This window comes from Pantoea rodasii (assembly GCF_002095465.1).
GTDB lineage: Bacteria > Pseudomonadota > Gammaproteobacteria > Enterobacterales > Enterobacteriaceae > Pantoea > Pantoea rodasii.
Genome location: NZ_MLFP01000011.1, coordinates 55,865 through 78,878 on the forward strand (window position 1 = coordinate 55,865; position 23,014 = coordinate 78,878).

18 protein-coding genes, 1 tRNA gene and 4 pseudogenes are annotated in these 23,014 nt (G+C 53.0%); 11 read left to right on the forward strand and 12 right to left on the reverse strand.

The annotated features are described in order from the left end of the window. Positions 1 to 56: 56 nt before the first annotated feature. Positions 57 to 131, forward strand: a tRNA-Arg gene (locus HA45_RS14965). 20 nt (positions 132 to 151) lie between these two features. Here the strand turns inward: HA45_RS14965 and HA45_RS14970 are convergent. Both HA45_RS14970 and HA45_RS14975 read right to left on the reverse strand, forming a co-directional pair. Next, complete coding sequence (locus HA45_RS14970) at positions 152 to 418, reverse strand: hypothetical protein (RefSeq protein ID WP_240629195.1); 267 nt, start codon at positions 416 to 418, stop codon at positions 152 to 154. A 178-nt stretch (positions 419 to 596) separates the two neighbouring features. After that, a pseudogene (locus HA45_RS14975) lies at positions 597 to 1,471 on the reverse strand (helix-turn-helix transcriptional regulator). A 181-nt stretch (positions 1,472 to 1,652) separates the two neighbouring features. Between HA45_RS14975 and HA45_RS14980 the strand changes: the two are divergent. After that, positions 1,653 to 2,552, forward strand: a complete 900-nt coding sequence (locus tag HA45_RS14980; RefSeq protein ID WP_100701167.1) for a DMT family transporter — start codon at positions 1,653 to 1,655, stop codon at positions 2,550 to 2,552. A 37-nt stretch (positions 2,553 to 2,589) separates the two neighbouring features. On the opposite strand, the gene HA45_RS14985 is transcribed toward HA45_RS14980, so the two are convergent. After that, the gene (locus tag HA45_RS14985) at positions 2,590 to 2,829 is read right to left on the reverse strand and encodes a hypothetical protein (protein WP_100701168.1); all 240 of its coding nucleotides are present in this window, start codon (positions 2,827 to 2,829) and stop codon (positions 2,590 to 2,592) included. Between the two features lie 266 nt (positions 2,830 to 3,095). Between HA45_RS14985 and HA45_RS14990 the strand changes: the two genes are divergently transcribed. Further along, entirely contained in the window at positions 3,096 to 4,313 is a 1,218-nt protein-coding gene (locus HA45_RS14990; RefSeq protein WP_100701169.1) for an L-lactate MFS transporter, read from the forward strand. Between the two features lie 496 nt (positions 4,314 to 4,809). On the opposite strand, the gene HA45_RS14995 is transcribed toward HA45_RS14990, so the two are convergent. The 4 genes and pseudogenes from HA45_RS14995 to HA45_RS15010 form a co-directional block, all read right to left on the reverse strand. Next, positions 4,810 to 5,091: a putative periplasmic lipoprotein gene (locus tag HA45_RS14995; protein ID WP_100701170.1), complete on the reverse strand. Its 282-nt coding sequence runs from the start codon at positions 5,089 to 5,091 to the stop codon at positions 4,810 to 4,812. A gap of 254 nt (positions 5,092 to 5,345) precedes the next feature. Then, positions 5,346 to 6,149: a hypothetical protein gene (locus HA45_RS15000; RefSeq protein ID WP_100701171.1), complete on the reverse strand. Its 804-nt coding sequence runs from the start codon at positions 6,147 to 6,149 to the stop codon at positions 5,346 to 5,348. 9 nt (positions 6,150 to 6,158) lie between these two features. Then, positions 6,159 to 6,611: a universal stress protein gene (locus tag HA45_RS15005; protein ID WP_100701172.1), complete on the reverse strand. Its 453-nt coding sequence runs from the start codon at positions 6,609 to 6,611 to the stop codon at positions 6,159 to 6,161. A 7-nt stretch (positions 6,612 to 6,618) separates the two neighbouring features. After that, positions 6,619 to 7,403 (reverse strand): annotated as a pseudogene (locus tag HA45_RS15010) (IclR family transcriptional regulator). 152 nt (positions 7,404 to 7,555) lie between these two features. On the opposite strand from HA45_RS15010, the gene HA45_RS15015 reads away from it, so the two are divergent. The 3 genes from HA45_RS15015 (at position 7,556) to ypdK (ending at position 10,468) form a co-directional block, all read left to right on the forward strand. After that, positions 7,556 to 9,157 (forward strand): MFS transporter, encoded by a 1,602-nt coding sequence (locus HA45_RS15015; protein ID WP_100701174.1) that lies wholly within the window; start codon positions 7,556 to 7,558, stop codon positions 9,155 to 9,157. Positions 9,158 to 9,162: 5 nt separating this feature from the next. After that, positions 9,163 to 10,191: an HlyD family secretion protein gene (locus HA45_RS15020; protein WP_100701175.1), complete on the forward strand. Its 1,029-nt coding sequence runs from the start codon at positions 9,163 to 9,165 to the stop codon at positions 10,189 to 10,191. A 202-nt stretch (positions 10,192 to 10,393) separates the two neighbouring features. Beyond that, on the forward strand, positions 10,394 to 10,468 hold the full coding sequence (ypdK, locus tag HA45_RS15025; RefSeq protein WP_100701370.1) for a membrane protein YpdK: 75 nt from the start codon (positions 10,394 to 10,396) through the stop codon (positions 10,466 to 10,468). A gap of 43 nt (positions 10,469 to 10,511) precedes the next feature. Here the strand turns inward: ypdK and alaC are convergent. Together alaC and HA45_RS15035 are read right to left on the reverse strand one after the other, a co-directional pair. Further along, a pseudogene (gene alaC, locus HA45_RS15030) lies at positions 10,512 to 11,746 on the reverse strand (alanine transaminase). Between the two features lie 118 nt (positions 11,747 to 11,864). Beyond that, on the reverse strand, positions 11,865 to 12,389 hold the full coding sequence (locus HA45_RS15035) for a GNAT family N-acetyltransferase (RefSeq protein ID WP_100701177.1): 525 nt from the start codon (positions 12,387 to 12,389) through the stop codon (positions 11,865 to 11,867). A gap of 649 nt (positions 12,390 to 13,038) precedes the next feature. On the opposite strand from HA45_RS15035, the gene HA45_RS15040 reads away from it, so the two are divergent. Next, positions 13,039 to 14,730 carry a sensor histidine kinase gene (locus HA45_RS15040; RefSeq protein WP_100701179.1) on the forward strand — a complete coding sequence of 564 codons (1,692 nt, stop codon included), beginning with the start codon at positions 13,039 to 13,041 and terminating at the stop codon, positions 14,728 to 14,730. Then, positions 14,727 to 15,449: a LytR/AlgR family response regulator transcription factor gene (locus HA45_RS15045; RefSeq protein WP_100701180.1), complete on the forward strand. Its 723-nt coding sequence runs from the start codon at positions 14,727 to 14,729 to the stop codon at positions 15,447 to 15,449. Before HA45_RS15040 ends, HA45_RS15045 begins: the two co-directional genes overlap by 4 nt. 33 nt (positions 15,450 to 15,482) lie before the next feature. Here HA45_RS15045 and glk read toward each other — a convergent pair. Both glk and HA45_RS15055 read right to left on the reverse strand, forming a co-directional pair. Beyond that, positions 15,483 to 16,447: pseudogene (gene glk, locus HA45_RS15050) on the reverse strand (glucokinase). 162 nt (positions 16,448 to 16,609) lie between these two features. Continuing rightward, positions 16,610 to 18,259, reverse strand: coding sequence for a thiamine pyrophosphate-binding protein (locus HA45_RS15055; RefSeq protein WP_100701182.1), 1,650 nt, complete (start codon positions 18,257 to 18,259; stop codon positions 16,610 to 16,612). A gap of 213 nt (positions 18,260 to 18,472) precedes the next feature. On the opposite strand from HA45_RS15055, the gene mgrA reads away from it, so the two are divergent. Next, positions 18,473 to 19,465, forward strand: a complete 993-nt coding sequence (gene mgrA, locus HA45_RS15060; protein WP_100701183.1) for an L-glyceraldehyde 3-phosphate reductase — start codon at positions 18,473 to 18,475, stop codon at positions 19,463 to 19,465. A 159-nt stretch (positions 19,466 to 19,624) separates the two neighbouring features. Further along, complete coding sequence (locus HA45_RS15065; protein ID WP_100701184.1) at positions 19,625 to 19,981, forward strand: DUF2502 domain-containing protein; 357 nt, start codon at positions 19,625 to 19,627, stop codon at positions 19,979 to 19,981. A gap of 46 nt (positions 19,982 to 20,027) precedes the next feature. Here HA45_RS15065 and HA45_RS15070 read toward each other — a convergent pair whose 3' ends face one another. Continuing rightward, positions 20,028 to 21,269 carry an Nramp family divalent metal transporter gene (locus HA45_RS15070; RefSeq protein WP_100701185.1) on the reverse strand — a complete coding sequence of 414 codons (1,242 nt, stop codon included), beginning with the start codon at positions 21,267 to 21,269 and terminating at the stop codon, positions 20,028 to 20,030. Positions 21,270 to 21,637: 368 nt separating this feature from the next. Here HA45_RS15070 and HA45_RS15075 point away from each other — a divergent pair, with 368 nt between their 5' ends. After that, positions 21,638 to 22,828: a NupC/NupG family nucleoside CNT transporter gene (locus HA45_RS15075; RefSeq protein ID WP_100701186.1), complete on the forward strand. Its 1,191-nt coding sequence runs from the start codon at positions 21,638 to 21,640 to the stop codon at positions 22,826 to 22,828. The last annotated feature ends 186 nt before the right edge of the window (positions 22,829 to 23,014 follow it).

Here is a 23,014-nt window from a genome sequence, read left to right on the forward strand (position 1 = left end):
CAAACAGGATTTACGCGGTTAAATTCTGCTGGTTGGTACGCTATACTGCGCGCCGCGTCTCCTTAGTTAAATGGATATAACGAGCCCCTCCTAAGGGCTAGTTGCAGGTTCGATTCCTGCAGGGGACACCAGTTCAGACATTCCTCCCTCCTTAAAACAGCCAGCGAGCTATACCCAAGCTGAGTCCAGTTGCGCTCATTATTGCGCCCAAGATCCATTTGGTTTGTTTTGTCATCTCTATATGAATTTTGGCGATCTCTACATGCGTTTTGGCGATTTCCTGATGTAAATCGGCTTTCGTTACGTAGTTAGACTTGATCACCGCCAGGTCGGTTTTCACCGTTTCCATATCGGTTTTCAACGTTTTAATATCTGTCTTCATTTCAGATACATCGGCTTCAAGCTTTGACACGCGCATTTCCATCGTTACCACTCCGCATAAGCTGAACATGTAATTATCACATTAAAAACAACATGTTAATGGATGGAATTCTATCTAAATAGAAGAAGAAATCACCATAAATAGCGATTGAGTGAATGAATCTGAGACGTTTCTCGGAGTTAGAACCTGCCTGTTCCAGGCAATTACAGTGAAATCAAAGCGGGTGCGCGTTTTGGCGCCATGCGGAAGGGGTTACGCCATGCAACTGGCGGAAACGGTTACTGAAGTGACTGGACGAGTGGAAACCGCAGCGTAGCGCGATTTCTGTTAACGGAAGAGTACTGAACTTCAGCAGTTGCAATGCAGTGTCCATACGGCGGCGCATCACGAACTGATGGGGCGCTTCGCCCACGCTGCTGCGGAACATGCGCGCAAAGTGATACTCACTCAAGGCAGCTTCTGCAGCTAATTGCGCCAGCGTTAAAGGCTGATCTAACTGAGCATCAATAAACGCCAGCACACGGCGCAGCACCGCTGGCGCTAATCCACCGCGCACCTGTGGCGCCTGCCATTGCACCTCGCTGTAACGCTGCAAAAGGTGCGTCATTAACAACGTTGAGGCGCTGCTCAACATCAGCTGGTTGGCGGGTTGCTGCCAGTCCACGCTCAACAGAAAATGGCGATAAAGCTGCGTGATGCGATCATCATCGGCAAAGATTTTTCATGCAGATTAAGCTGTGCCGGACTGCGATCCCAAATCTGTTCGCCAAGATGGCGCAGATGCTCGTCAGTACAGTAAAGATGCACAAATGAGAGATCCGCGCGCAGATCCCATGTTGATTCAATGCCAGAAGGCATCAAACAAAATCTGTCCGGTCCACCACCATTGCGCCAGCCGTGTTCGGTTTTATGCCAGGTGTCGTAGCCATCTGCGGTATACAGGCTCAACGTATGATGATCGCTGAGGTTGGTCACACGATCGCCGCTATTGAACCAAGCCGCCAACTTGATGCCACCCGACAGCTGCACGCTATCGCGCAGTTGCGCTTTATGGCGCTGCAGCATGTCAAAGGTCTGATAGTCGGGCATCAAAGGGGTCCACTCACAGGTTAATGAGCATAGTTTACGGATCTCCGCGGCCAGAGAACAGGCCAGCACAGGACATCAGCGTAAAAAGCGCAAGATTTTGCAATTACCACGCAACCGCATGCAAGCCGATAGCCCTCCGATCCATCAAACTATGGGCAATGATTTTGCTGGAGAGCATGCGATGAATATTGTGTTGTACCTCGCGGTGGTGTTGATCTGGGGCACCACCTGGATTGCTATTTTTCTGCAACAGGAAGCCGCCAACACGCCAGTTCTGGTGGCGGTATTCTGGCGCTTCCTGTTGGCATCAGTGCTAATGCTGGTGATCCTAAAACTGATAAAACGCCTGCGTCCGCTGGACAAACAGGATCACCTATTCTGCTTGCTGCAGGGTTGCTGTGTTTTTGGGTTCAATTTCGTCTGTTTCTATCATGCGGCAGCGTGGATCAGCAGTGGATTAGAGTCGGTGATCTTCTCGATGGCGGTGCTGTATAACGCCCTCAACAGCTGGATATTCTTCCGTCAGCGCCCGCCGTTTCGTCTGCTGCCAGCGGCAGTGCTCGGCTTGGGGGGAATTGTTGCTTTATTCTGGAATGACATTCAGGCAGCGCATCCGGCTCCACAACTGTTGTGGGGTGTAGGACTGAGCGCTTTGGGCACTCTCGGCTTCTCATTCGGCAATATGATCTCCACTCGTCACCAGCGCCGCCAGCGTGATGTACTCACCACCAACAGTTATGCCATGTTTTATGGCGCGATCATCATGGCAATTGTAGCCCTTCTGAACGGCGATTCACTTGCTCCCGCGTTCAATCTGCAATGGCTTGGCTCAATGAGCTATCTGGCGATTTTTGGTTCAGTGCTGGGATTTGGTGCCTATTTCACGCTGGTGGGTCGTATTGGAGCCAGCCAGGCCGCCTACAGTACGCTGTTGTTTCCGTTGGTCGCACTGACACTGTCGACGGTTTATGAAGGATACCAGTGGCACAGCAATGCGATTGTCGGGTTGGTGATGATTTTGGCGGGTAACATGGTGATGTTTGTGCGCTGGCCCACGGCACGAAAATTACGTCTGGCCTAAATAGCGAGAGCGGGCATTGCGCCCGCTCTTTGGTCCTCTAACGCCAGCCCTGGACGCCGATATTGAGCTGGTGAGGTTTATTGATGGCTTTTCTGGCAATCCAGTAAAGCAGAACGCGTTCATCATCTCTGTCGCGATCGGCCATAGCCAGTAATTTCAGCGACAGCGTGGATTTATTCACAGGCTGATGCTCATCGCTTAACTCGATCACCGCCTGACCGATGATGCAGCAAACTTCATCCTCGCTGGACGCGGATTCATATGCTCGGTCTTTCATATTTCCTCCCGTTGATTGAGTTTTAATCCTGGCAAAGTTTTGCCATTTTGCCGCGAAATGGGTGCGCTTATCACACCTGGTTACACATGTTTACCCATAGCAACCGGTGCGCTTAAAATGACATCATTGCTGTTAAACGCCATTCATACCCGATTTTCTGCATTTCATTCCCTGGTCCTGTCTCTTGATGCCCTGCTCCGCCCTGCGCGCGCGTAGTGCGCTTATTATCGCTGCAGATTCCGCATTCCCTGATGGGAGAGACAAAAATGAAAACAGCCACATCCGCTCAATTTCAGCGTACCCGTATGCTTACCCTTATCGGCACCATCATCACGCAGTTTGCACTGGGCTCGGTCTATACCTGGAGCCTGTTTAACGGCCAGCTGGCGCACAAGCTGGATGCACCGATCAGCCAGGTCGCCTTCTCGTTTGGTTTACTCAGTCTTGGGTTGGCGATAGCGTCATCGCTGGCTGGGAAATTACAGGAACGTTTTGGTGTCCGTAACGTCACCATTGGCGCCGGGATACTGATGGCGATTGGATTCTGGCTGACGGCTCACGCTGATAACCTGATGATGCTGTATCTCAGCGCCGGGATTCTGGTCGGTCTGGCCGATGGTGCAGGTTATCTGATGACGCTGTCCAACTGCGTGAAGTGGTTCCCGGAGCGTAAAGGACTGATCTCAGCCTGTTCCATTGGTGCTTATGGTTTAGGCAGCCTCGGCTTCAAGTTTATTTGTGGTGCGCTGCTGAGCACTTACGGTCTTGAAAACACCTTTATGATTTGGGGTGTGCTGGCGATGAGCATGATTATTATCGGTGCACTGATGATGCGTGATGCGCCGGTACAAAAAGCCAATGGCAATGCTTCACACCAGGAGACAGATTACACCCTGGCGCAATCCGTGCGTTTACCGCAGTACTGGATGCTGGCACTGATGTTCCTGACGGCCTGCATGAGCGGTCTGTATGTGATTGGCGTAGCGAAAGATATCGGCGAAGGTATGGTGCATTTGACCACGCAAACCGCAGCCAATGCCGTTACCGTGATTGCCATTGCCAATCTGAGCGGTCGCCTTATTTTGGGTGTGCTCTCTGATAAGGTGGCGCGCATCCGGGTGATATCACTGGCGCAAATCGTTTCTCTGGTGGGTATGAGCATTCTGCTGTTCACCCGCATGAATGAAACCACCTTCTTCCTGTCGCTAGCATGCGTCGCCTTTAGTTTTGGCGGCACCATTACTGTGTTCCCTTCATTGATCAGTGATTTCTTTGGCCTGAATAATCTGACGAAAAACTACGGTTTGATTTACCTCGGTTTCGGCATCGGCAGCGTAATGGGCTCATTGGTGGCTTCCGTGTTTGGCGGTTTTACCGTGACCTTTAGCTTAATCATGACGCTGCTGGTGATTTCACTGGTGCTGTCACTCAGCATCCGTCTGCCAAATCGTCAAAACGTCGCTGAACCTTTGCTGCATAATTAACGCCATCAGATGCCGCATAAAAATGCGGCATCTCTCTTCTCCATCATTTCTACATAAATAGAAGCGAATTGAGAATAACTGTTAATTAGAATTGCATTTCAGACTATTCGCGCTACTATAAACAGGCATTCGGTTTTATCTGATTGGTTTATTCCCTGCCCTGACGTTTTTAGCTTTAAATTGACACATCTGGCAATAGATCCAGAAATAACTCTACATTTACTGCATCTTCACTCCACTTTTCCCCAGTAATCTGGCTTCATTGGAAAAGAGGAGGACTCTCCATGAAAACATTAATTAAAGCTGCTTCGGTTATTGCCATTATGACTATGTTAAGTGGTTGTATCGTTCATGATGGCCGCGGCCCGGGATGGGGCCACGGTGGCGGATGGCACCATGACCGTGGCTACCATGGACGTCACTGGTAATTGGGCAAAGCACACACAGCAAATAATAATAAAATAAAAAGGGCGGGAAATTATCCCGCCCTATTTTTTTAGCTTTTCACCGCGTAATTACATTGATACCAGGCTTTCTTTAATCCGGGAAGATGGCTGTCCTGCGCCGGCAACGATTCCACTTTATCAAACCCACGTTGATTACAATAATTCGCCAGATCGACTTCCATGGCATCTCTATTTAACGTCTGTGGGTCAAAACGGTACTGCACAGTATTTGAGCTGGTGTCTTCGTCAACACGTTCAAATCCACCGGGTTTGCTGACACTACAACCGGCCAGCATAAAAAGCGCCATGGCGCTAATAAGCATTTTTTTCATTAAGGTGTCCTCTTCAGGCGAAGCAGTCTAAAAGGCAACGCCGTGCGCATCTATAGGAAACTGGCGCGAAATGTTCAATAAAACAGAGTTTTTACCAATCAAATCAATCAAACCAAACGGTTTTCCATATCACGTGTGAGGTGACATGATGATTTCAGACAATACAAAGTCTGCACCACACCAGGTGATACGAGAAAAACAAACTGATAGTGACCTTCATGCCCGCGCTGAGCGGGCTTTTTTTGCGCGTAAACCTAACCGGTAAGGCTGACCATCTTACGCAAAAGATTGGCTGACTGTTTGGCAGGCAATGCGAGAATGCCGCTGTAGAGATCGATCGACATGGCACACATGGCGCTGCGATCAACAGCGGTATCGGCGGGCATGTTGAGCTGCTGCAGTTTATCACCCCATTTGCCGTAGAGTTTTTCCACCACACTTTGCAAATCACGTTGCGCAGCCTGTTGATCAACCGGTCGCTCCTCACCCGTGCTTTTTTGCAATAGCTGGTCCAGCGCCTGCGCATCTCGCTGATACAGTTCAGGGGACAACGCTTGCTGAAGATTGATGCCGCCGTTGACCTGTGGATAGAGGAAGCGGAAACAACGTTGCGGTTCAGGTTGTTGCAACGCCTGCATCTCTTCTACCGAGACGCGCAGATAATTGAGTAGCGTCTCATCATCCGCACGCGCCATACGTTGATTGACCAAATCCATCAACCAACCACGTAATTCACCCAAGGCCAAATCGGCGGGCACGCCTTCCATGCGCTTGTGCAGCAGCTCGCGATTAAGCATTTGCCACAGCGCCGGCTCTTGCGTTTTCAACTGGCGATAGCCTGGTGCCAGGCTTAATTGATTCGCCACGTCCGTTTCCAATGCCTGCCGCTCTTGCCGGGGATGCAACCAGCTAAACCACAGCAAATTTGCCAGCACCAACGGCAGTAAAAACAGCACCATGCCCTGCCATAAGCGCAACGCAGTGGTACGAATCAGTATGACGATAATAATCGCCAGCAGCGCAAATGCCGCTAGCGTGATAGGAAGGAGGGAAAACATGGAGCGTGATTAATCCTTGCGAACGTCAATCAAAACCGGGCAGTTGGCGCGCTCAATCACAGCGGCGCTCACCGAACCTTTTAATAATCGATTGAAAGGAGAGAGATGACGGCGGCCAATGATAATCATGCTGGCCTTTAATACTTGAGACTGCGCCACGATGGTTTCTGCTGCTTCACCGGCCAGAATCAAACCTTTGGCGGCGACACCGGCTCGCAGCAACGGTGCCAGCGCATGACGCACCACCATTTCGGCGGTGTTTTGTTCATCTTTCGCGGCGACAAAATCATCCGGATCTTCGCCCGCATCGATCTCAATGGGCTGATTGCAGGATGAATAAGCCGGATCGACGCAGCACAAAACGGTGACCTGAGCCTGTTGCGCCAGCGCCTGTTCAATGGTCAGCGCGATCACTTTCTCTGCCACCGGTGAATTATCGATGGCCATCAGCAAGGTTTTCATCAGTTGGTTATCCTTCCACAGCGGTCATTTTGCCGATTTCACGAATCAGCGCCTCTTTGCACTTCATGATTTCATCACGATAACGCGCTTCCTGTTTATGAAAACGCGCCGTCGGCACCAGCAGCGAAATAGAGAAGCGGCCAAACAGCGTGTCTATCGCCACCGCCATGGTTGAAATACCTTCCAACGTTTCGCCACGATCGATGGCCAATCCGCTCACGCGTACCTGAGCAATCAGTTCCAGCAACTGAGGCAGGGTTTTCACCGTCATTTCGGTAAGCTCTTTATACGCTTCGCCGACCATCACGCGCACATCTTCATCACTCTCCAGCGCCAGCAGCGCACGGCCGCCAGAAGTGCTGTAAAGCGGCAAATTCAACCCGATGCGCGGCACCACCCGCAATTCCCGTGACGCCACGACATAGTGAACAATCGCTAACTGCGTGCCGCTGGCGCGCGCCAGTGACACCGTTTCGTTGATATCGGCAGAGAGTTTTCCAGGAAGGGTCGCACGATTTCGACCACATCGCTGTGCACGCTGGAAATGAGCTTGAGCAATGCCGGCCCGAGACGCAAACCGCCCGCACCGCTGCTGCGAACCAGCTGAGCACTGTCCAGCGCAGCAATAATGCGCTGCACCGTTGAGCGCGGTAAATCCACCACTTGCGCAATTTCGCCCAGACTCATGCCGCCGGGATGTTCACCCAACGCATTAAGAATTTTTGCCGCACGCGCGATGACCTGAATGCCACCCGCTTTTTCATCCTCACGGCTTGAGGGAAGTTCAACCATGATGCGTTCCTTTTTGGCCTGCCCTACTTTAGCGCGAATGACCGCACTTTTACACCCTGTATCACATTGCAATACATCATACCGAGATGTAAGATGCGACATGTATCACATCGCAATACACTGCATCAATATTAATAAACGAGAAACCTGCTATGAACGCCCAGCCCGTTGCGGCTCCGGCACCCCATCCGTTTACCTTGCGCCTGGCGCTGGGATTGGTTGGCGTGCTGATTGCTGCGCTCACCTCCGGACTTAACGACCGTGTCACTGACATTGCGCTGGCAGATATCCGTGCCGCCATCGGTATTAGCTTCGATCAGGGCAGTTGGATTATTTCCGCTTACCAGGCCGCAGAAGTGGCCGCCATGATGATCGCGCCGTGGTTTGCCGTGACCTTTTCACTGCGTCGCTTTGCTCTGGCCGTTTCCGCCGGCTTTATGCTCAGTGGATTACTGCTGCCACTGATGCCCAATGCGCCACTCTTTATTGCGCTGCGCGTGATACAGGGCCTGTTTGGTGGCGCGTTACCGCCATTGCTGATGACCGTGGCGCTGCGTTTTTTACCGCCGCCGATCAAGCTCTATGGTCTTGGTGCCTATGCGCTGACCGCCACCTTTGGCCCTAATCTTGCCGCCACGCTCGCCGCCTTCTGGACGGATGAAGTCAGCTGGATGTTTGTGTTTTGGCAAGTTATCCCCTCAATGCTGATTGCCATGCTGCTGATAGGCTGGGGCCTGCCGCAGGATCCATTGCGTTTCGAACGTTTCAAGCAGATGGATATATTCGGCATGCTGACCGGTTGCTCAGGGATGGCATTACTGATCCTAGCGTTGACGCAGGGTGAGCGCCTGGACTGGCTGGGTTCGCCGTTGTTTATCGGACTATTATTCAGCGCCTTCGCGTTGCTGACTGTGTTCTTTATTAATGAATGGTTTCACCCGTTGCCGCTGTTCAAATTGCAGATGTTGCGCCGCCACAATTTAGCGCACGGTCTGCTGGCGCTGGCGGGCGTATTGATTCTGTCGCTATCAGGATCGGCGCTGCCCTCAGCCTATCTTGGCCAGGTTGAAGGTTTCCGCACGCTGCAATTCGCGCCGCTGGCATTAACCATTGGTCTGCCGCAATTGCTGATCGCCCCGCTGGTGGCGGCACTGCTCAATATCCGCTGGATCGATTGCCGCTGGATGCTGACCGCCGGCGTGTTGCTGCTGGTGATCTCCTGTCTGATGGGGATGAACATCACCAGCGACTGGGCGCGACAAAATTTTTGGCTGATTCAGATTTTGCAGGCCTTTGGTCAGCCGATGGTGATTTTGCCGGTGTTAATGAGCGCCACCAGCGTGGTCGCGCCGCCTGAGGGCCCATTTGCTTCGGCGATGTTTAATACCGTGCGCGGCTTCTCCAGCATTGCCGCCAGCACGCTGGTTGAGTGGTTTATCAGCCACCGTGAAAAGTTTCACTCCAACGTATTAGTCGGCAATGCGGCCAGCCGGCCCTGGCTGATGACGGCGCCCAGCAGTGCGCAATCCAGCAGCAGCTTTCCTTTATTGCCTGATGGCAGCATCAGCAGCACTGAGAATCTTAGTGGTTTTGCCACGCTGCTGAAGCATCAGGCGATGGTGTTGAGCCTGAGTGATTGCTATCAGATGCTGATAAGTTTTGCCGCCCTGCTATTGCTGCTCACTGTGTGGTTGCCAAAACGTGTCTGGCCACCACAAACCCTGATTCAACCCGTTACGACGACGTCGAGATAATTGATATGCAAGCTTTTGCTATGAAAAGAACGGTGCTGCTGAGCGCCTTGTTAATGGTGTTGCTGGCCATGGCCTTTTTTGTCTGGTCATCAATGACCGGTAACGATCATCGCACGGATGATGCGTATGTGAATGCCGATTACACCCTGGTCGCCCCGAAGGTTTCCGGCTATATCGCCAGTGTCAATGTGCTGGATAACCAGCGCGTTAAGGCTGGCGAGTTGCTGGCCACGCTCGACGATCGTGATTACCGCGTGGCGCTGGAAACGGCGCAGGCGAATTTGCTGGTCAGTGATGCCAAACGCCTGAGCAGCCAGGCTCAGTTGGAACAACAGCAATCGACCATTGATGAAGCGAAAGCGACCTTAGCGGCCAGCCAGGCGTCAGCGCAGTATGCGGGTCAGAGTGCTGCACGTTATAACCAGCTGTATAAAAGTGGCACGATTGCCGCCGATGAACAGCAGAAAGCCAGCTCGACCCAGCGTTCAGCCTCCGCGGCGGTGCGCCAAAGTGAAGCCGCGCTGGCAGCGACCATGAAGCAGGTGGGCGTGTTGCAGGCGGCGGTGCGCCAGGCCGAAGCCGATGTCACCGCGGCACAGGCTAGCGTGGATCAGGCAAAACTGAACCTCTCTTATACGCGTATTGTGGCACCGGTGGATGGCATGGTCGGTCAGCGCGCAGTGCGTCTCGGTGCGTACGTAAGTGCTGGCACGCGTTTGCTGGCGGTGGTTCCTTTACAACAAACCTATATCACCGCGAATTACCTCGAAACCCAACTCGCCGATGTACAGCCAGGCCAGAAGGCTCGGGTGAAGGTGGATGCGCTGCCTGAGAAAGTTTTCACCGGTCGCGTGGATAGCATCGCACCGGCCACCGGTGCCACTTTCTCAGCTATCTCACCGGACAATGCCACAGGCAACTACACGAAAGTGGTGCAGCGTTTACCGGTTAAAATTGTGCTTGATGCAAATCAGCCCGATCTGGCGAAATTGCGGGTGGGAATGTCTGCCATACCTGAAATTGAAGCCCGGTGAAAATGTGAGCAATCTCTCAGAACTGGCCTATTTATTTTCGGATCGATTCCGCGTAAATTAGCGCTCGATCCTGTTCTGAGTTCGCTTAGAACCACCTGAGAAGAAAGCGTGCAGCGGATATGAACTTCACCTTTCTCTTATTCTGTTCGGGTTACGCTGGAGTGGGATCACCAGCCTGGTAGCCGCTCAGAGGAGTCGTTTTGTGAGATATGCTTTGATGGGAGTGTCTTTCTTCCTGTTGATTTGGGTTGGCACCTTCGTGCTGATGCTGAAATAAATCCTGCCAGGCGGGGCGACCCATGAGTCGCCCCTCTTAGTATTTACTCTTCTTCTTCCAGCGCTTTTACCGTTCCCGGCAAAATGCCATCCGCACGGAACATGGCTTTAATGCCACGTACCGCCTGACGAATACGATCGCTGTTTTCAATCAGTGCAAAGCGCACATGGGTATCACCGTAGTCACCGAAGCCGATGCCTGGTGAGACGCACACTTTGGCTTCCTGCAGCAGCAATTTGGCGAACTCCAGCGAACCGAGATGGGCGTAGTGATCGGGAATTTTCGCCCAGACGTACATCGAGGCTTTTGGCAAATCCACCATCCAACCGGCTTCATGCAGCCCTTTCACCAATACATCGCGACGGCGTTTGTACTGTTCTGCAATTTCGCGCACACACTGCTGATCGCCTTCCAGTGCGGCGATAGCGGCGACCTGTAATGGCGTAAAAGTGCCGTAATCGTGGTAACTCTTAATGCGCGCCAGCGCAGACACTAACTCTTTGTTTCCAACCATAAAGCCGATGCGCCATCCCGCCATGTTGTAGCTTTTTGACAGGGTAAAGAATTCCACCGCCACGTCACGTGCGCCCGGCACCTGCATGATCGATGGCGCTTTCCAGCCGTCATAGGTGATGTCGGCGTAGGCGAGATCGTGAATCACCAATACGTTGTACTGTTTCGCCAGCGCGATTACGCGTTCGAAGAAGTCGAGTTCAACACACTGTGCCGTGGGGTTTGACGGGAAGCCGAGGATCATCATTTTCGGCTTTGGATAGCTTTCGCGAATCGCGCGCTCCAGCTCATTGAAGAAATCGACGCCGGCCACCAGCGGTACGGATCGTACTTGTGCACCGGCAATCACAGCACCATAGATATGAATTGGGTAGCTCGGGTTCGGCACCAGGACGGTGTCACCGTGGTCGAGTGTCGCCAGCATCAAGTGCGCCAGACCTTCTTTGGAGCCGATTGTGACGATGGCTTCTGATTCCGGATCAATCTCAACCTGATAACGTTCTGCGTACCAGCGCGAGATCGCGCGACGCAGGCGTGGAATGCCTTTCGAGGTGGAGTAACCGTGGGTGTCTTCGCGTTGCGCTACCTGACAGAGTTTTCCACGATGTGTGGCGGCGTAGGGCCATCAGGGTTCCCCATCGAGAAATCGATGATGTCTTCGCCGCGCCGACGCGCAGCCATCTTCAATTCAGCGGTGATGTTAAATACATACGGGGGAAGGCGTTCAATACGCGAGAAACGACGGGGTGTGCTGTTATCAGCCATGATGTCCTCTGGTTTACGTAGGCGCCCGGACCGTCCGAGCGACGCTGGTCACTGTGGTGACCGAAGTAAGACCATAACGCGCTGATAACAGAGTTGTCGAGAGCGACTGAAAATATTTTTAAAATTGCGGATTCAGGCGGCCAAACACCCAATCGTTCACCCATTGGTCGTTTAGCAGATAATTATCCCGCAGGGTGCCCTCCAGGGCGAAACCATTCTTTTCCAGAATGCGCCGTGACGGCCAATTCCCCTCAATCACCAGCGCTTTGAGCTTATGAAATTCTGCCTGCAATAAAAAATCACACAGCGCGCCCAGCGCTTCACTGCCATAGCCTTGGCCCGTGAAGCGATGGCTCAGCATGTAACCCACTTCGGCCTGTCGATAGGGTTGCCATTCTGCGCTGCAACCAAACAGGCCGATTGGCTCATGCGTGTCGCGCAGGCGCGCCACCAGGCACATCATATGGAAGCTGGTGATCTGCCAGGGTGCGAGACGTTCAGTAAAGCGTTGGCGAATATCATTTTCATCAGGGATTTCACTCACCCAGTTCATAGTGGCCGCGTCTTCATGTACCGCTTTGAATATTTGCCAATCTTCAGGTTGTAAGCGTGTCAGGGATAACCGAGAGGTGAGAAGTTGCATTGCTGCGCTCCGCAAATGTGCTTACGGCAACATAGCAAACCGGACCATTTACAACCAGCATTCCGCGCACGGATAACTAATCCTCTTTTTGTTACTCAAGTTTTCCTCTTTTTGGTGAGTTGGGGGAGCTGGGTACTGGGTATGATTGTCGCTGCTGGTTCGGTGCCAGGGCCAGAACGGGCCAGCCCGATCGCAAAGACAAAACGCATCCCTGCAGATCGGCTGGGCCATATATGGCCCAGACGCTTTGCTCTTCGGGCTGGCCCGTTCTGGCCTTTAGATGAAGGCGTTGCTGTTTTGAAAAACCGAATGGAGCAGTTTGGCCTTGTGCTGAAGGCGTTGCTGTTTTGAAAAACCGAACGGAGCAGTTTGGCCTTGAGCTGAATGCGTTGCTGTTTTGAAAAACCGAACGGAGCAAGTTTGGACTTGTGCTGAATACGTTGCTGTTTTGAAAAACCGAACGGAGCAGTTTGGCCTTGTGCTGAATGCGTTACTGTTGAAAATCGTATGGAGAATTCGGCAGGAAAATTGATCTAAACCATCATTAGCGCTTTGCTCGCATCGCGGCGCTGGCAGATCTTGATCACATTTTTTATCATAGCGGCATTCAAGCTCTGTCTGAGAGATGCCCTTGCCTTCCCACTTCGACATGCTGCTGGCGGTTTTTGACCGTGCAGCACTGATGCTGATTTGCCTGTTCTTCCTCACTCGTACGCGGGTGTTTCGTCAGCTGCTGCAAAAAGATGAGCATTCGATCAAAGAGAAAGTGGTGGTGACGGCGATTTTCTCGCTGTTTGCGCTGTTCAGCACCTGGTCCGGTATCAACGTGGACGGATCATTACTGAATGTCCGTGTGATTGCGGTGATGTCCGGCGGCATTCTGTTTGGCCCGTGGGTGGGCATTGCCACGGGTGTGATCGCGGGAATACATCGTTATCTGATCGATATGGATGGCGTCACCGCCGTGCCCTGTTTGATCACCAGCATCATTGCCGGCGTGGCTTCTGGCTTCATCAATCAACGCGTCAGCAAAGAGCAGCGCTGGCGCGCCGGCATCCTCGGCGGCATGCTGTGTGAAACCCTGACCATGGTGCTGATTGTCTTGTGGGCCAGCCCGCTGTCGTTAGGGTTTTCGATTGTCACGGAGATTGCCTTGCCGATGATTCTCGGCGCATCGAGCATTGGCCTGATTGTGCTGTTGGTGCAGAGCGTGGAAGGCGAAAAAGAGGCCATTGCGGCTCGTCAGGCGAAGCTGGCACTGGAAATTGCCAATAAAACCTTGCCGCTGTTTCGTCAGGTGAATAGCCAATCTTTGCGTCAGGTGTGCGATATCATCCGCAGCGAAATTCATGCCGATGCCGTAGCGATCACCAATACCAAGCAGATACTGGCCTATGTCGGATATGGCGAACACAATTATCAGAATGGTGATGATGGCATCAGCCCGACCACGGCCCAGTCGATTGCGAGCGGCAAAATCATCATCAAGAACAATGATGAGGCGCACCGCACCAAAGATATTCACTCAATGCTGGTTATTCCCCTTTGGGAAAAAGGGGAAGTGACAGGCACACTAAAAATCTATTATCGCCGTGCTCATCGCATTACCGGCTCGCTAAAAGAGATGGCGATTGGCCTGTCGCAAATCATCTCGACCCAACTGGAAGTGTCGCGCGCGGAGCAATTACGTGAAATGGCCAACAAAGCCGAACTGCGCGCCCTGCAAAGCAAAATCAATCCACATTTCCTGTTTAACGCGCTGAATGCTATCTCCGCTTCAATTCGGCTAAATCCAGATACCGCGCGCCAGTTAGTGATTAACCTCTCGCGCTATCTGCGCTACAACCTCGAACTTAATGATGATGAGCTTATCGATATTAAAAAAGAGCTGTGGCAGGTGAAAGATTACATCGCGATAGAGCAAGCACGCTTCGGCGATAAGCTGTCGATGATTTATGACATTGATGAAGACCTGCACTTTTTACTGCCCAGTCTCTTGATTCAGCCGCTGGTAGAGAACGCTATTGTGCACGGTATTCAGCCATGCCGCGGCAAAGGTGTGGTCACGCTGAGTGTCAAAGACCTTGGGGATGATGTGCGGGTTGCGGTGCGCGATACCGGCGCGGGCATCAGTGAAGAAGTGATTGGTCGTGTAGCGCGTGACGAGATGCCGGGTAACAAGATTGGTTTGTTGAATGTCCATCATCGGGTGAAATTGCTTTCTGGCCACGGTCTGACGATTACCCGCCATCATCCAGGCACCGAAATTGCCTTCACCCTGAGCAAGAATGGTCAGCGCCTGGCTGCACCGTTAAGCCATATCACGGAACCCAGCGCGTGAAAGCCATTATCGTCGAAGACGAGTTCCTTGCTCAGCAAGAGTTGAGCTGGATGATCCAGCAGCACAGTCAGATCAGTATTGAAGCCTGCTTTGATGACGGTCTGGAAGTGCTGAAGTATCTGCAAAATCACCGCGTGGATGTGATCTTTCTCGACATCAATATTCCTTCGCTGGACGGCATGCTGCTGGCGCAGAATATCAATCAATTTGCCCACAAGCCTTTAATCGTATTTATCACTGCATGGAAAGAGCACGCCGTTGACGCGTTTGAGTTGGAGGCGTTTGACTACATCCTGAAGCCTTATCATGAGTCGCGCATCATCACCATGCTCAACAAACTGGAGGCCAGCGCCCAGCAGCAGGCTCAGCCGCATGCGCAGCAAAACGTTCCTCAAACGGTTAATTTGGTGAAAGATGAGCGCATTATTGTCACCGATATCAACGATATCTATTACGTTGAGGCGCATGAAAAGCTGACGTTTGTTTATACCCGCCGCGAAGCCTATGTGATGTCGATGGCGATCAGTGAATTTTGCAGCCGCCTGCCAGAACAGCTGTTTTTCCGCTGCCATCGTTCGTATTGCGTCAACCTCAGCAAAATTCGTGAGATTGAGCCGTGGTTCAACAATACCTATTTGGTGAAGTTGCGCGATTTAGATGCGCAGGTGCCGGTGAGTCGCAGCAAGGTGAAGGCGTTTCGCCTGTTGATGAGGTTGTAAAGCGAGCAGCAGAACGCTGCTCGCCTGAAGACATTACAGTACGCGGCCCAAAGTCTGGCGCAGATGCGCGCCTGCACCCAGCAACCCTGGCTGATCGTGAGTGATCATGTATACCGGAATATCGACCAGATAATCACGGAAGCGACCTTTGTCTTCAAACGCGGCGCGGAAGCCGGACGCTTTGAAGAAGTCGAGGAAGCGCGGCACGATGCCACCGGCAATATACACGCCACCAAACGTACCGAGATTGAGCGCCAGGTTGCCACCAAAGCGGCCCATGATCACGCAGAACAGTGACAGCGCACGACGCAGTCGATGCAGCTGTCTTTGAGTGCGCGCTCGGTGACATCTTTCGGCTTGAGGTTTTCCGGCTCGCGCTGATCAGATTTGACGATAGCGCGATAGAGGTTCACCAGGCCCGAGCCCGATAGCACACGCTCAGCCGATACATGACCGATTTCAGCGCGCAGCACTTCAAGAATTTCGCCCTCTTCTTCACTGTTCGGAGCGAAATCGACGTGACCGCCTTCGCCTGGCAGGCTAATCCAGCGTTTATCGACGTGCACCAGATGGCTCACGCCCAGGCCGGTGCCTGCACCGTAAATCGCGATCGGTTTGCCTTCAACCGGCACTTTGCCACCAAACTGAATCACTTCATCTTCAGCCAGCATGGGAATGGCCATCGACACGGCGGTGAAATCATTGATGATTTCCAGGCTGTCGAATGCCAGATGTTCTTTCATCTCGCGCGTAGAGAATGCCCAATCGTGGTTGGTCATTTCCACCCAATCACCGGTGATTGGACAAGCAATGGCGATACAGGCGTGTTTGATGTCCTGTTTCTGCTCGTCGAGATAAGCACGCATCACCGCTTCAAGATTGTCGTAGTCTGATGTTGAGAATGTTTTGGCCTGGGAGATGGCGCCGGTTTCCACCTCACACAGGGCAAGGCGAGCGTTGGTGCCGCCCACATCGCCGACCAGGGCGTATTTTGTCATTCTTCTGCTGCTCCGATTGGGTCATAAACAATTGCAGGACACTATATAAGAGCCTGCCAATAAAACAATAACGCCCACCAGCACGATGGGCGTAAACACATCAGGTGCGTGCCACAGCCTGACGATCGGCAACGCAACTGTATAGAGGCAACTTTCCGAAACTTAGCCGTTACGCTGATGCAATGCCGCCGTCACTTTACGCAGCAGCGGTGGCAAGTCCTGTTTCGCCATCACCACTTCCACCAGCGTCAAGCGACGATTCAGCATTAATTGCTCCATCACCGCCGTCAACTGCACCGTCTCGCTGACGCGCCAGCTCTGTGCTGCGCCCTGCACGCTCATCGCATGCGGGATCGCCGTCCAGTTCCACTGCGCGATATCGTTGTAGCGCTGTTGCGCACCGTGAATCGCCCGCTCAACGGTGTAGCCGTCATTATTAATCAGGAAGATAATCGGCAGCTGCCCATCACGCTGCATCGAGCCGAGTTCCTGGATAGTCAGCTGCGCGGAACCGTCACCGATAATCAGGATGACGCGCCGAGTGGGTTGCGCGGTTTGCGCACCAAAGGTCGCAGGTAAAGTATAGCCAATCGAACCCCATAACGGTTGCACCAGCAACTGCGCATCTGTGGGTAATCGCAGCGCAGCGGCGCCAAAGGCGGCAGTGCCTTGATCCGCCAGAATAATATCACCCGGCAGCAGGAAGCGCTGCATCGCCTGCCAGAATGCACGCTGACTGATTACCGCATCATCATGTTGCTCATTTTCTTCGCAACATGGCGTCTCCGCCAACGCCCATTGCGCGCAATGGCGCTGGTAAATTGGCAGAAGTGCCGCCAGCGCCTGCGCCATGTTCAGCGGGGCAAAGCGCTCTCCACCCACGGTGGCATGGAACGGTTGCAGGTCGAGGCACTTTTCAGCCGGCAAATGCTGCGTGAAACCGGCAGTTAAGGTATCGGTAAAGCGCACGCCCACACACAAGGTCACATCGGTTTCTTCGATTGCACAACGCACCGCATCGCTGCTGCCTTCGGCGGCATACGTGCCGACATAACCCGGAAATTGCTCATCCAGCACGCCTTTTCCCATTAACAGCGTGGCGCTGGGAATGGCACGCAGCTGGCGTAATGCCGAGAGCGGCGCTTGCAGTTGCCAGCGCGAAGCAAGGAAGTCTGCCAACAGCGAGACGCGCTGCGCGGGGGCCAGTAAGCGTTCGGCAGCGGCGGCAAAAGCCGCAACCACCGATGAATCATGATCAACGTGACCGGAATACGCTTCGGGCATCTCGATTTGCGCTGCTGCGACATCAACTGCCAGCAATAGATAACCCGGCCGATGCTGATGGAGCGCCTCCGTTATCACGCGATCAATCTCTGCTACCGCATTAGCTTTTGTCAGCACCGCACTGGCCGCACTCACTTCTTGCGCCATGCGCAGGAAATGGTGGAAGTCGCCGTCACCCAGTGAATGATGCACGCAGTCGCCTTGCTGCTGTGCCCGGCTGGCGGGCGCACCGACGATGTGGATCACCGGAACATACTCGGCGTAGCTGCCTGCGATGCCGTTGATCGCACTGAGTTCGCCGACGCCAAAGGTGGTCAACAACGCTGCGGCTCCGTTACAGCGACCATAACCATCCGCCGCATAGGCAGCATTTAACTCATTGGCGCAACCGACCCATGTAATGTCAGGATGCGCGATAACGCTGTCGAGAAATTGCAGGTTGTAATCACCCGGCACACCAAACAGATGACCAATGCCAGCTTGCTGTAAACGATGCAGTAGATAATCGCCAACGTTGAGGGTTTTCATCGCCAGTTCCTTGTTAAGGGGATGATCGAAGTATCAGCGATGTGGCTGAATTGGCGAGATTTTCACCATCACCGCACTGTGATTGGTGGCAAGCGATCGTTACGACGACAGAAAATTCTGTAAGTTGCGATCTTCGACGCGTTTCAGCTTAGTGTAAACGCATACACTGCTATGCTGATGTCACTTTCTCCCCTTTTGAGACAGGAACGCTGCATGTCTGTATTTCCTCATCCCGATCGCTATCAACAGATGCAATATCGTCGCAGTGGCCGCACCGGCCTGAAATTACCGGCCATTTCGCTGGGTTTATGGCACAACTTTGGCGACAGCACGCGCGTCGATAACAGCCGTGAATTACTGCGCCACGCCTTTGATCGCGGCATCACTCACTTCGATCTTGCCAACAACTACGGACCACCGCCGGGTTCCGCAGAATCCAATTTTGGTCGCATTCTGCGTGAAGATTTTGCCGGACTGCGCGATGAGCTGGTGATCTCCACCAAAGCCGGTTACACCATGTGGGACGGCCCTTATGGCGACTGGGGTTCGCGCAAGTATCTGATTTCCAGTTTGGATCAGAGCCTGAAACGCATGGGGCTCGAATACGTGGATATCTTCTACCATCACCGTCCCGATCCGGAAACGCCGCTGGAAGAAACCATGCGCGCGCTGGATCAGGTGGTACGTCAGGGCAAAGCGTTATACGCGGCGATTTCTAACTACCCGGCGGATAAAGCAGCCGAGGCGATTGCCATTCTGCGCGATCTCGGTACGCCATGCCTGATTCACCAGCCGAAATACTCCATGTTCGAACGTGCACCGGAAGAACAGGGTCTCCTTGATGTGCTGGGTGATAACGGCGTCGGCTGTATTGCTTTCTCTCCGTTGGCGGGCGGCGTGTTAACTGACCGCTATCTGCAAGGCATCCCAGAGGATTCCCGTGCGGCCAGCGGCAGTAAATTCCTCAGTGAAAGCCAGCTGACGCAAGAGAAAATGGAGAAAGTGCGTCAGCTACAGGCGATTGCGCAGCAGCGTGGGCAGAAACTGGCGCAAATGGCGCTGAGCTGGGTGCTGCGCGATGCGCGCGTCACTTCGGTGCTGATTGGTGCCAGTAAAATCGCGCAAATCGATGATGCGGTTGAGATGTTAAGCCAGCCGGTGCTGACCCAAGAAGAGATCGAAGCGATTCATTCCATACTGATGTAAACGCTTACCCACCCGGCTCAGGCCGGGTGTTTTCCGCAGCAGAAAATTCTCAATTCAGATTTACCTCAACCTTTTCAGACTCCTTCTCAAGGCATCGCTGGTCCGATGTGGCACACTAGCGCAACGGTGGCAGTGATAAGCCACTGAAAAGGAGAAGTTATGAAACGTGCAATTTTGTTTGCCGCCTTGCTGGCAACACTTTCACCCCTGGCAATGCACACAGCAGAAGCCAACAGCGCCACGCTGACATTGGCACCGGGTGTCACGCTGCATCTTGGCGATCGCGATCGTCGAGGCAACTATTGGGATGGCGGACGCTGGCGCGAACCGCGCTGGTGGAATGAACGTTATCAGTACAATGATCGCCGCTGGTGGCGTCATGAAGAGTGGCGTCGTCATCAGGCTTACGAGCGTGATCGTGAACGCCGCTGGCATGAACGGGAACGCCGCGAACATTGGCGACACGATCATCGTCACGATGATCGCCGTGACCATCACGACCACCATCATCATTGAAAAAAATCCCGGCTCATCAGCCGGGATTTTTGTTTTACTGGGTGAGTTACCAGCCGAGCGCTTCGCCCACCAGCAAGTAGAGATTTAACGCCACCACCAGCACCACAATCATACGCCCGGCATTCTGCATCAGGCGTGAGTTAACCATCTCATCGCCCATCAACTCGCGGTTACCGGTAAAAGAAAGCAGCGGGATCAGCGCCAGCGCGATACCGAAGCTCAGCAGCACCTGGCTCATCACCAGAATGCGTGTCGGATCCCATCCGGCCCAAATCACGATAAAGGAAGGCAGCATAGTAATGGTGCGACGCAGCCAAAGCGGAATGTGGAAGCGAATAAAGCCCTGCATCACTACCTGACCGGCCAGCGTGCCGACGACGGTTGAGGATAACCCCGCCGCCACCAGACTCAAACCAAACACGACGGCAGCCGCGTGGCCGAGCAACGGTTGCAGCGTCAGATACGCCTGGTCGAGATCCACAATGCTGGTGTGACCGCTAAAGTGGAACGCGGCGGCTGCGGTGGCCATCATCGCCAGATTAACGAAACCGGCAATGGTCATGGCAATCGCCACATCCAGTTTGGTTGACGAATAACGATCCGCTTTGCTGCCCACATTACCGTGCTGTGTCAGCGCCGAGTGCAGATAAATCACGTGCGGCATGATGGTGGCACCCAGCACACCGGCAGCGAGGAACACGGCATCTGAGGTAGGCAGTGAAGGTAACGCCATGCCCTTGACCAGCTCGCTCACTTTTGGCTGAGAGAAAAACAGCTCAACAATATAGGCTGCCGCGACAAACAGCAGCAGGCCGCCAATCACTAACTCCAGCGGCTTCTGCCCCCGGCTTTGTAGCATCAAAATCAGATAGGTGGCGACACCGGTCAGCACCGCGCCTTGCAGTAGCGAAATGCCCAGTAATAATTTAAAGCCAAGTGCCGCACCGATAAATTCAGCGAGGTCAGTGGCCATGGCGATGATTTCCGCCTGCACCCAATAGAACCATACCGCCGGGCGCGGAAAACGATCGCGAATATGTTCAGCGAGGTTTTTGCCGGTCGCAATGCCCAGTTTGGCGGACATCAGCTGAATCATCATTGCCATGATGTTGGCCCAGACAACCACCCACAGCAGCTTATAGCCGTAGGCCGCACCGGCCTGAATATTTGTGGCGAAGTTACCGGGATCGATATAACCGATTGCCGCGATGAAGGCGGGGCCCAGCAACGCGAGTTTGATCTTTCTGGCTCCGCGAGCGGCGCGCTCAGCGGTGCGACTTTCTGACATAGTGTGGACCCTGTCCTAACGCTTGTTGACCCATGCAGCTTAGCGGGCGCTCAAGGCAAGTGAAATTTGATTATAGTTATCGTAATAATAGATGGTGCTATAAAGTATAGCCATTGCTATACCTTGCGGTAAAGTGAGTTCTTGCCAAAATGTTTGCAACAGGAATCACTCTACTCTCGGGTTATTTTATAGACAATGTTTTTGTGGATATTTCTTGTGAAGGCTTTGTGAAGAGGTTGTGAGCGGTGAGACTATTCTTAGAAATTTGTCGATACCGAATACTTATAATGTGGTTTTGATCTCGTTTTAAGTAACGCGTTACATAGAATACGCAACAAAATACAACCCTCCTCAAATTTGGAGCCGACATGTCCCATATTTTGCACTTTCTTTTGGCATTAGTGGTGGTAGCCGTACTGGCCTTGCTGGTCAGTCACGATCGTAAAAGCATCCGCATTCGTTACATCGTTCAGCTTCTGGTGATCGAAGTTCTGCTGGCGTGGTTCTTCCTTAACTCTGAAGCGGGCCTCGGCTTCGTTAAAGGGTTTGCGGGGGTGTTTGACCATCTGCTCAAGTATGCCGCCGAAGGTACCAACTTCGTGTTTGGCAACATGAACGACAAAGGCCTGGCGTTCTTCTTCCTTAATGTTCTGTGCCCGATTGTGTTTATCTCGGCGCTGATCGGTATTTTGCAGCACTTCCGTATCCTGCCATGGGTGATCCGCGGCATCGGTACCGTGCTGTCAAAAGTTAACGGTATGGGCAAACTGGAATCCTTTAACGCCGTGAGTTCACTGATTTTGGGACAGTCAGAAAACTTCATCGCCTATAAAGATATCCTCGGCAAAATGTCGCAGCGTCGCATGTACACCATGGCTGCAACAGCGATGTCCACCGTTTCGATGTCCATCGTCGGCGCGTATATGACCATGCTGCAACCGAAATATGTGGTGGCCGCGCTGGTATTGAACATGTTCAGCACCTTTATCGTGTTGTCACTGATCAACCCGTACCGCGTCGATAACGAAGAAGACCTGCAGCTGCAGGACCTGCATAAAGGCCAGAGCTTCTTCGAAATGCTGGGTGAATACATCCTCGCCGGTTTCAAAGTGGCGATTATTGTTGCCGCGATGCTGATTGGTTTTATCGCATTGATTTCTGGTCTGAACGCGCTGTTTGATTTTATCTTCGGCATCAGCTTCCAGGGTGTGCTGGGTTATGTGTTCTATCCGTTTGCGTGGGTGATGGGCGTGCCGTCCAGCGAAGCGCTGCAGGTGGGCAGTATTATGGCGACCAAACTGGTTTCTAATGAATTCGTGGCGATGATGGATCTGCAGAAGATTGCCGGTCAGCTGTCACCGCACGCAGAAGGTATCCTGTCTGTGTTCCTCGTTTCCTTCGCGAACTTCTCTTCTATCGGGATTGTAGCGGGTGCGATTAAAGGTTTGAACGAAGAGCAGGGCAACGTGGTTTCTCGCTTCGGCCTGAAACTGCTGTACGGTTCGACCCTGGTGAGCGTGCTCTCGGCCGCGATTGCCGGTCTGGTTCTGGCCTTCTGATGTATAGGGCGAGCTGCGGCTCGCCCTTCTCTTCTTAATTATGCCTTTCTGTTCTATCTCGCGTTTAAAGCCGTTTATCCCCGCCATTCGCTGCTTCCCCGACAAACGCAAAACCTTTGCACAATATTGAATTTCCGTCACGGTTGCCTGCGCCCGTAGCTTTTCTCCATGACTTCACATCAGGAG

Coding starts and splice junctions, on each gene's coding strand:
- mgrA (WP_100701183.1), top strand. CDS start 18,473: ATGTCTGTATTTCCTCATCCCGATCGCTATCAACAGATGCAATATCGT.
- HA45_RS15065 (WP_100701184.1), top strand. CDS start 19,625: ATGAAACGTGCAATTTTGTTTGCCGCCTTGCTGGCAACACTTTCACCC.
- HA45_RS15070 (WP_100701185.1), bottom strand. CDS start 21,269: ATGTCAGAAAGTCGCACCGCTGAGCGCGCCGCTCGCGGAGCCAGAAAG.
- HA45_RS15015 (WP_100701174.1), top strand. CDS start 7,556: ATGAACGCCCAGCCCGTTGCGGCTCCGGCACCCCATCCGTTTACCTTG.
- HA45_RS15000 (WP_100701171.1), bottom strand. CDS start 6,149: ATGTTTTCCCTCCTTCCTATCACGCTAGCGGCATTTGCGCTGCTGGCG.
- HA45_RS15055 (WP_100701182.1), bottom strand. CDS start 18,259: ATGAAAACCCTCAACGTTGGCGATTATCTACTGCATCGTTTACAGCAA.
- HA45_RS14985 (WP_100701168.1), bottom strand. CDS start 2,829: ATGAAAGACCGAGCATATGAATCCGCGTCCAGCGAGGATGAAGTTTGC.
- HA45_RS14970 (WP_240629195.1), bottom strand. CDS start 418: ATGCGCGTGTCAAAGCTTGAAGCCGATGTATCTGAAATGAAGACAGAT.
- HA45_RS15035 (WP_100701177.1), bottom strand. CDS start 12,389: ATGCAACTTCTCACCTCTCGGTTATCCCTGACACGCTTACAACCTGAA.
- HA45_RS15040 (WP_100701179.1), top strand. CDS start 13,039: ATGCTGCTGGCGGTTTTTGACCGTGCAGCACTGATGCTGATTTGCCTG.
- HA45_RS14995 (WP_100701170.1), bottom strand. CDS start 5,091: ATGAAAAAAATGCTTATTAGCGCCATGGCGCTTTTTATGCTGGCCGGT.
- HA45_RS14980 (WP_100701167.1), top strand. CDS start 1,653: ATGAATATTGTGTTGTACCTCGCGGTGGTGTTGATCTGGGGCACCACC.
- HA45_RS15005 (WP_100701172.1), bottom strand. CDS start 6,611: ATGAAAACCTTGCTGATGGCCATCGATAATTCACCGGTGGCAGAGAAA.
- HA45_RS15075 (WP_100701186.1), top strand. CDS start 21,638: ATGTCCCATATTTTGCACTTTCTTTTGGCATTAGTGGTGGTAGCCGTA.
- HA45_RS15020 (WP_100701175.1), top strand. CDS start 9,163: ATGCAAGCTTTTGCTATGAAAAGAACGGTGCTGCTGAGCGCCTTGTTA.
- HA45_RS14990 (WP_100701169.1), top strand. CDS start 3,096: ATGAAAACAGCCACATCCGCTCAATTTCAGCGTACCCGTATGCTTACC.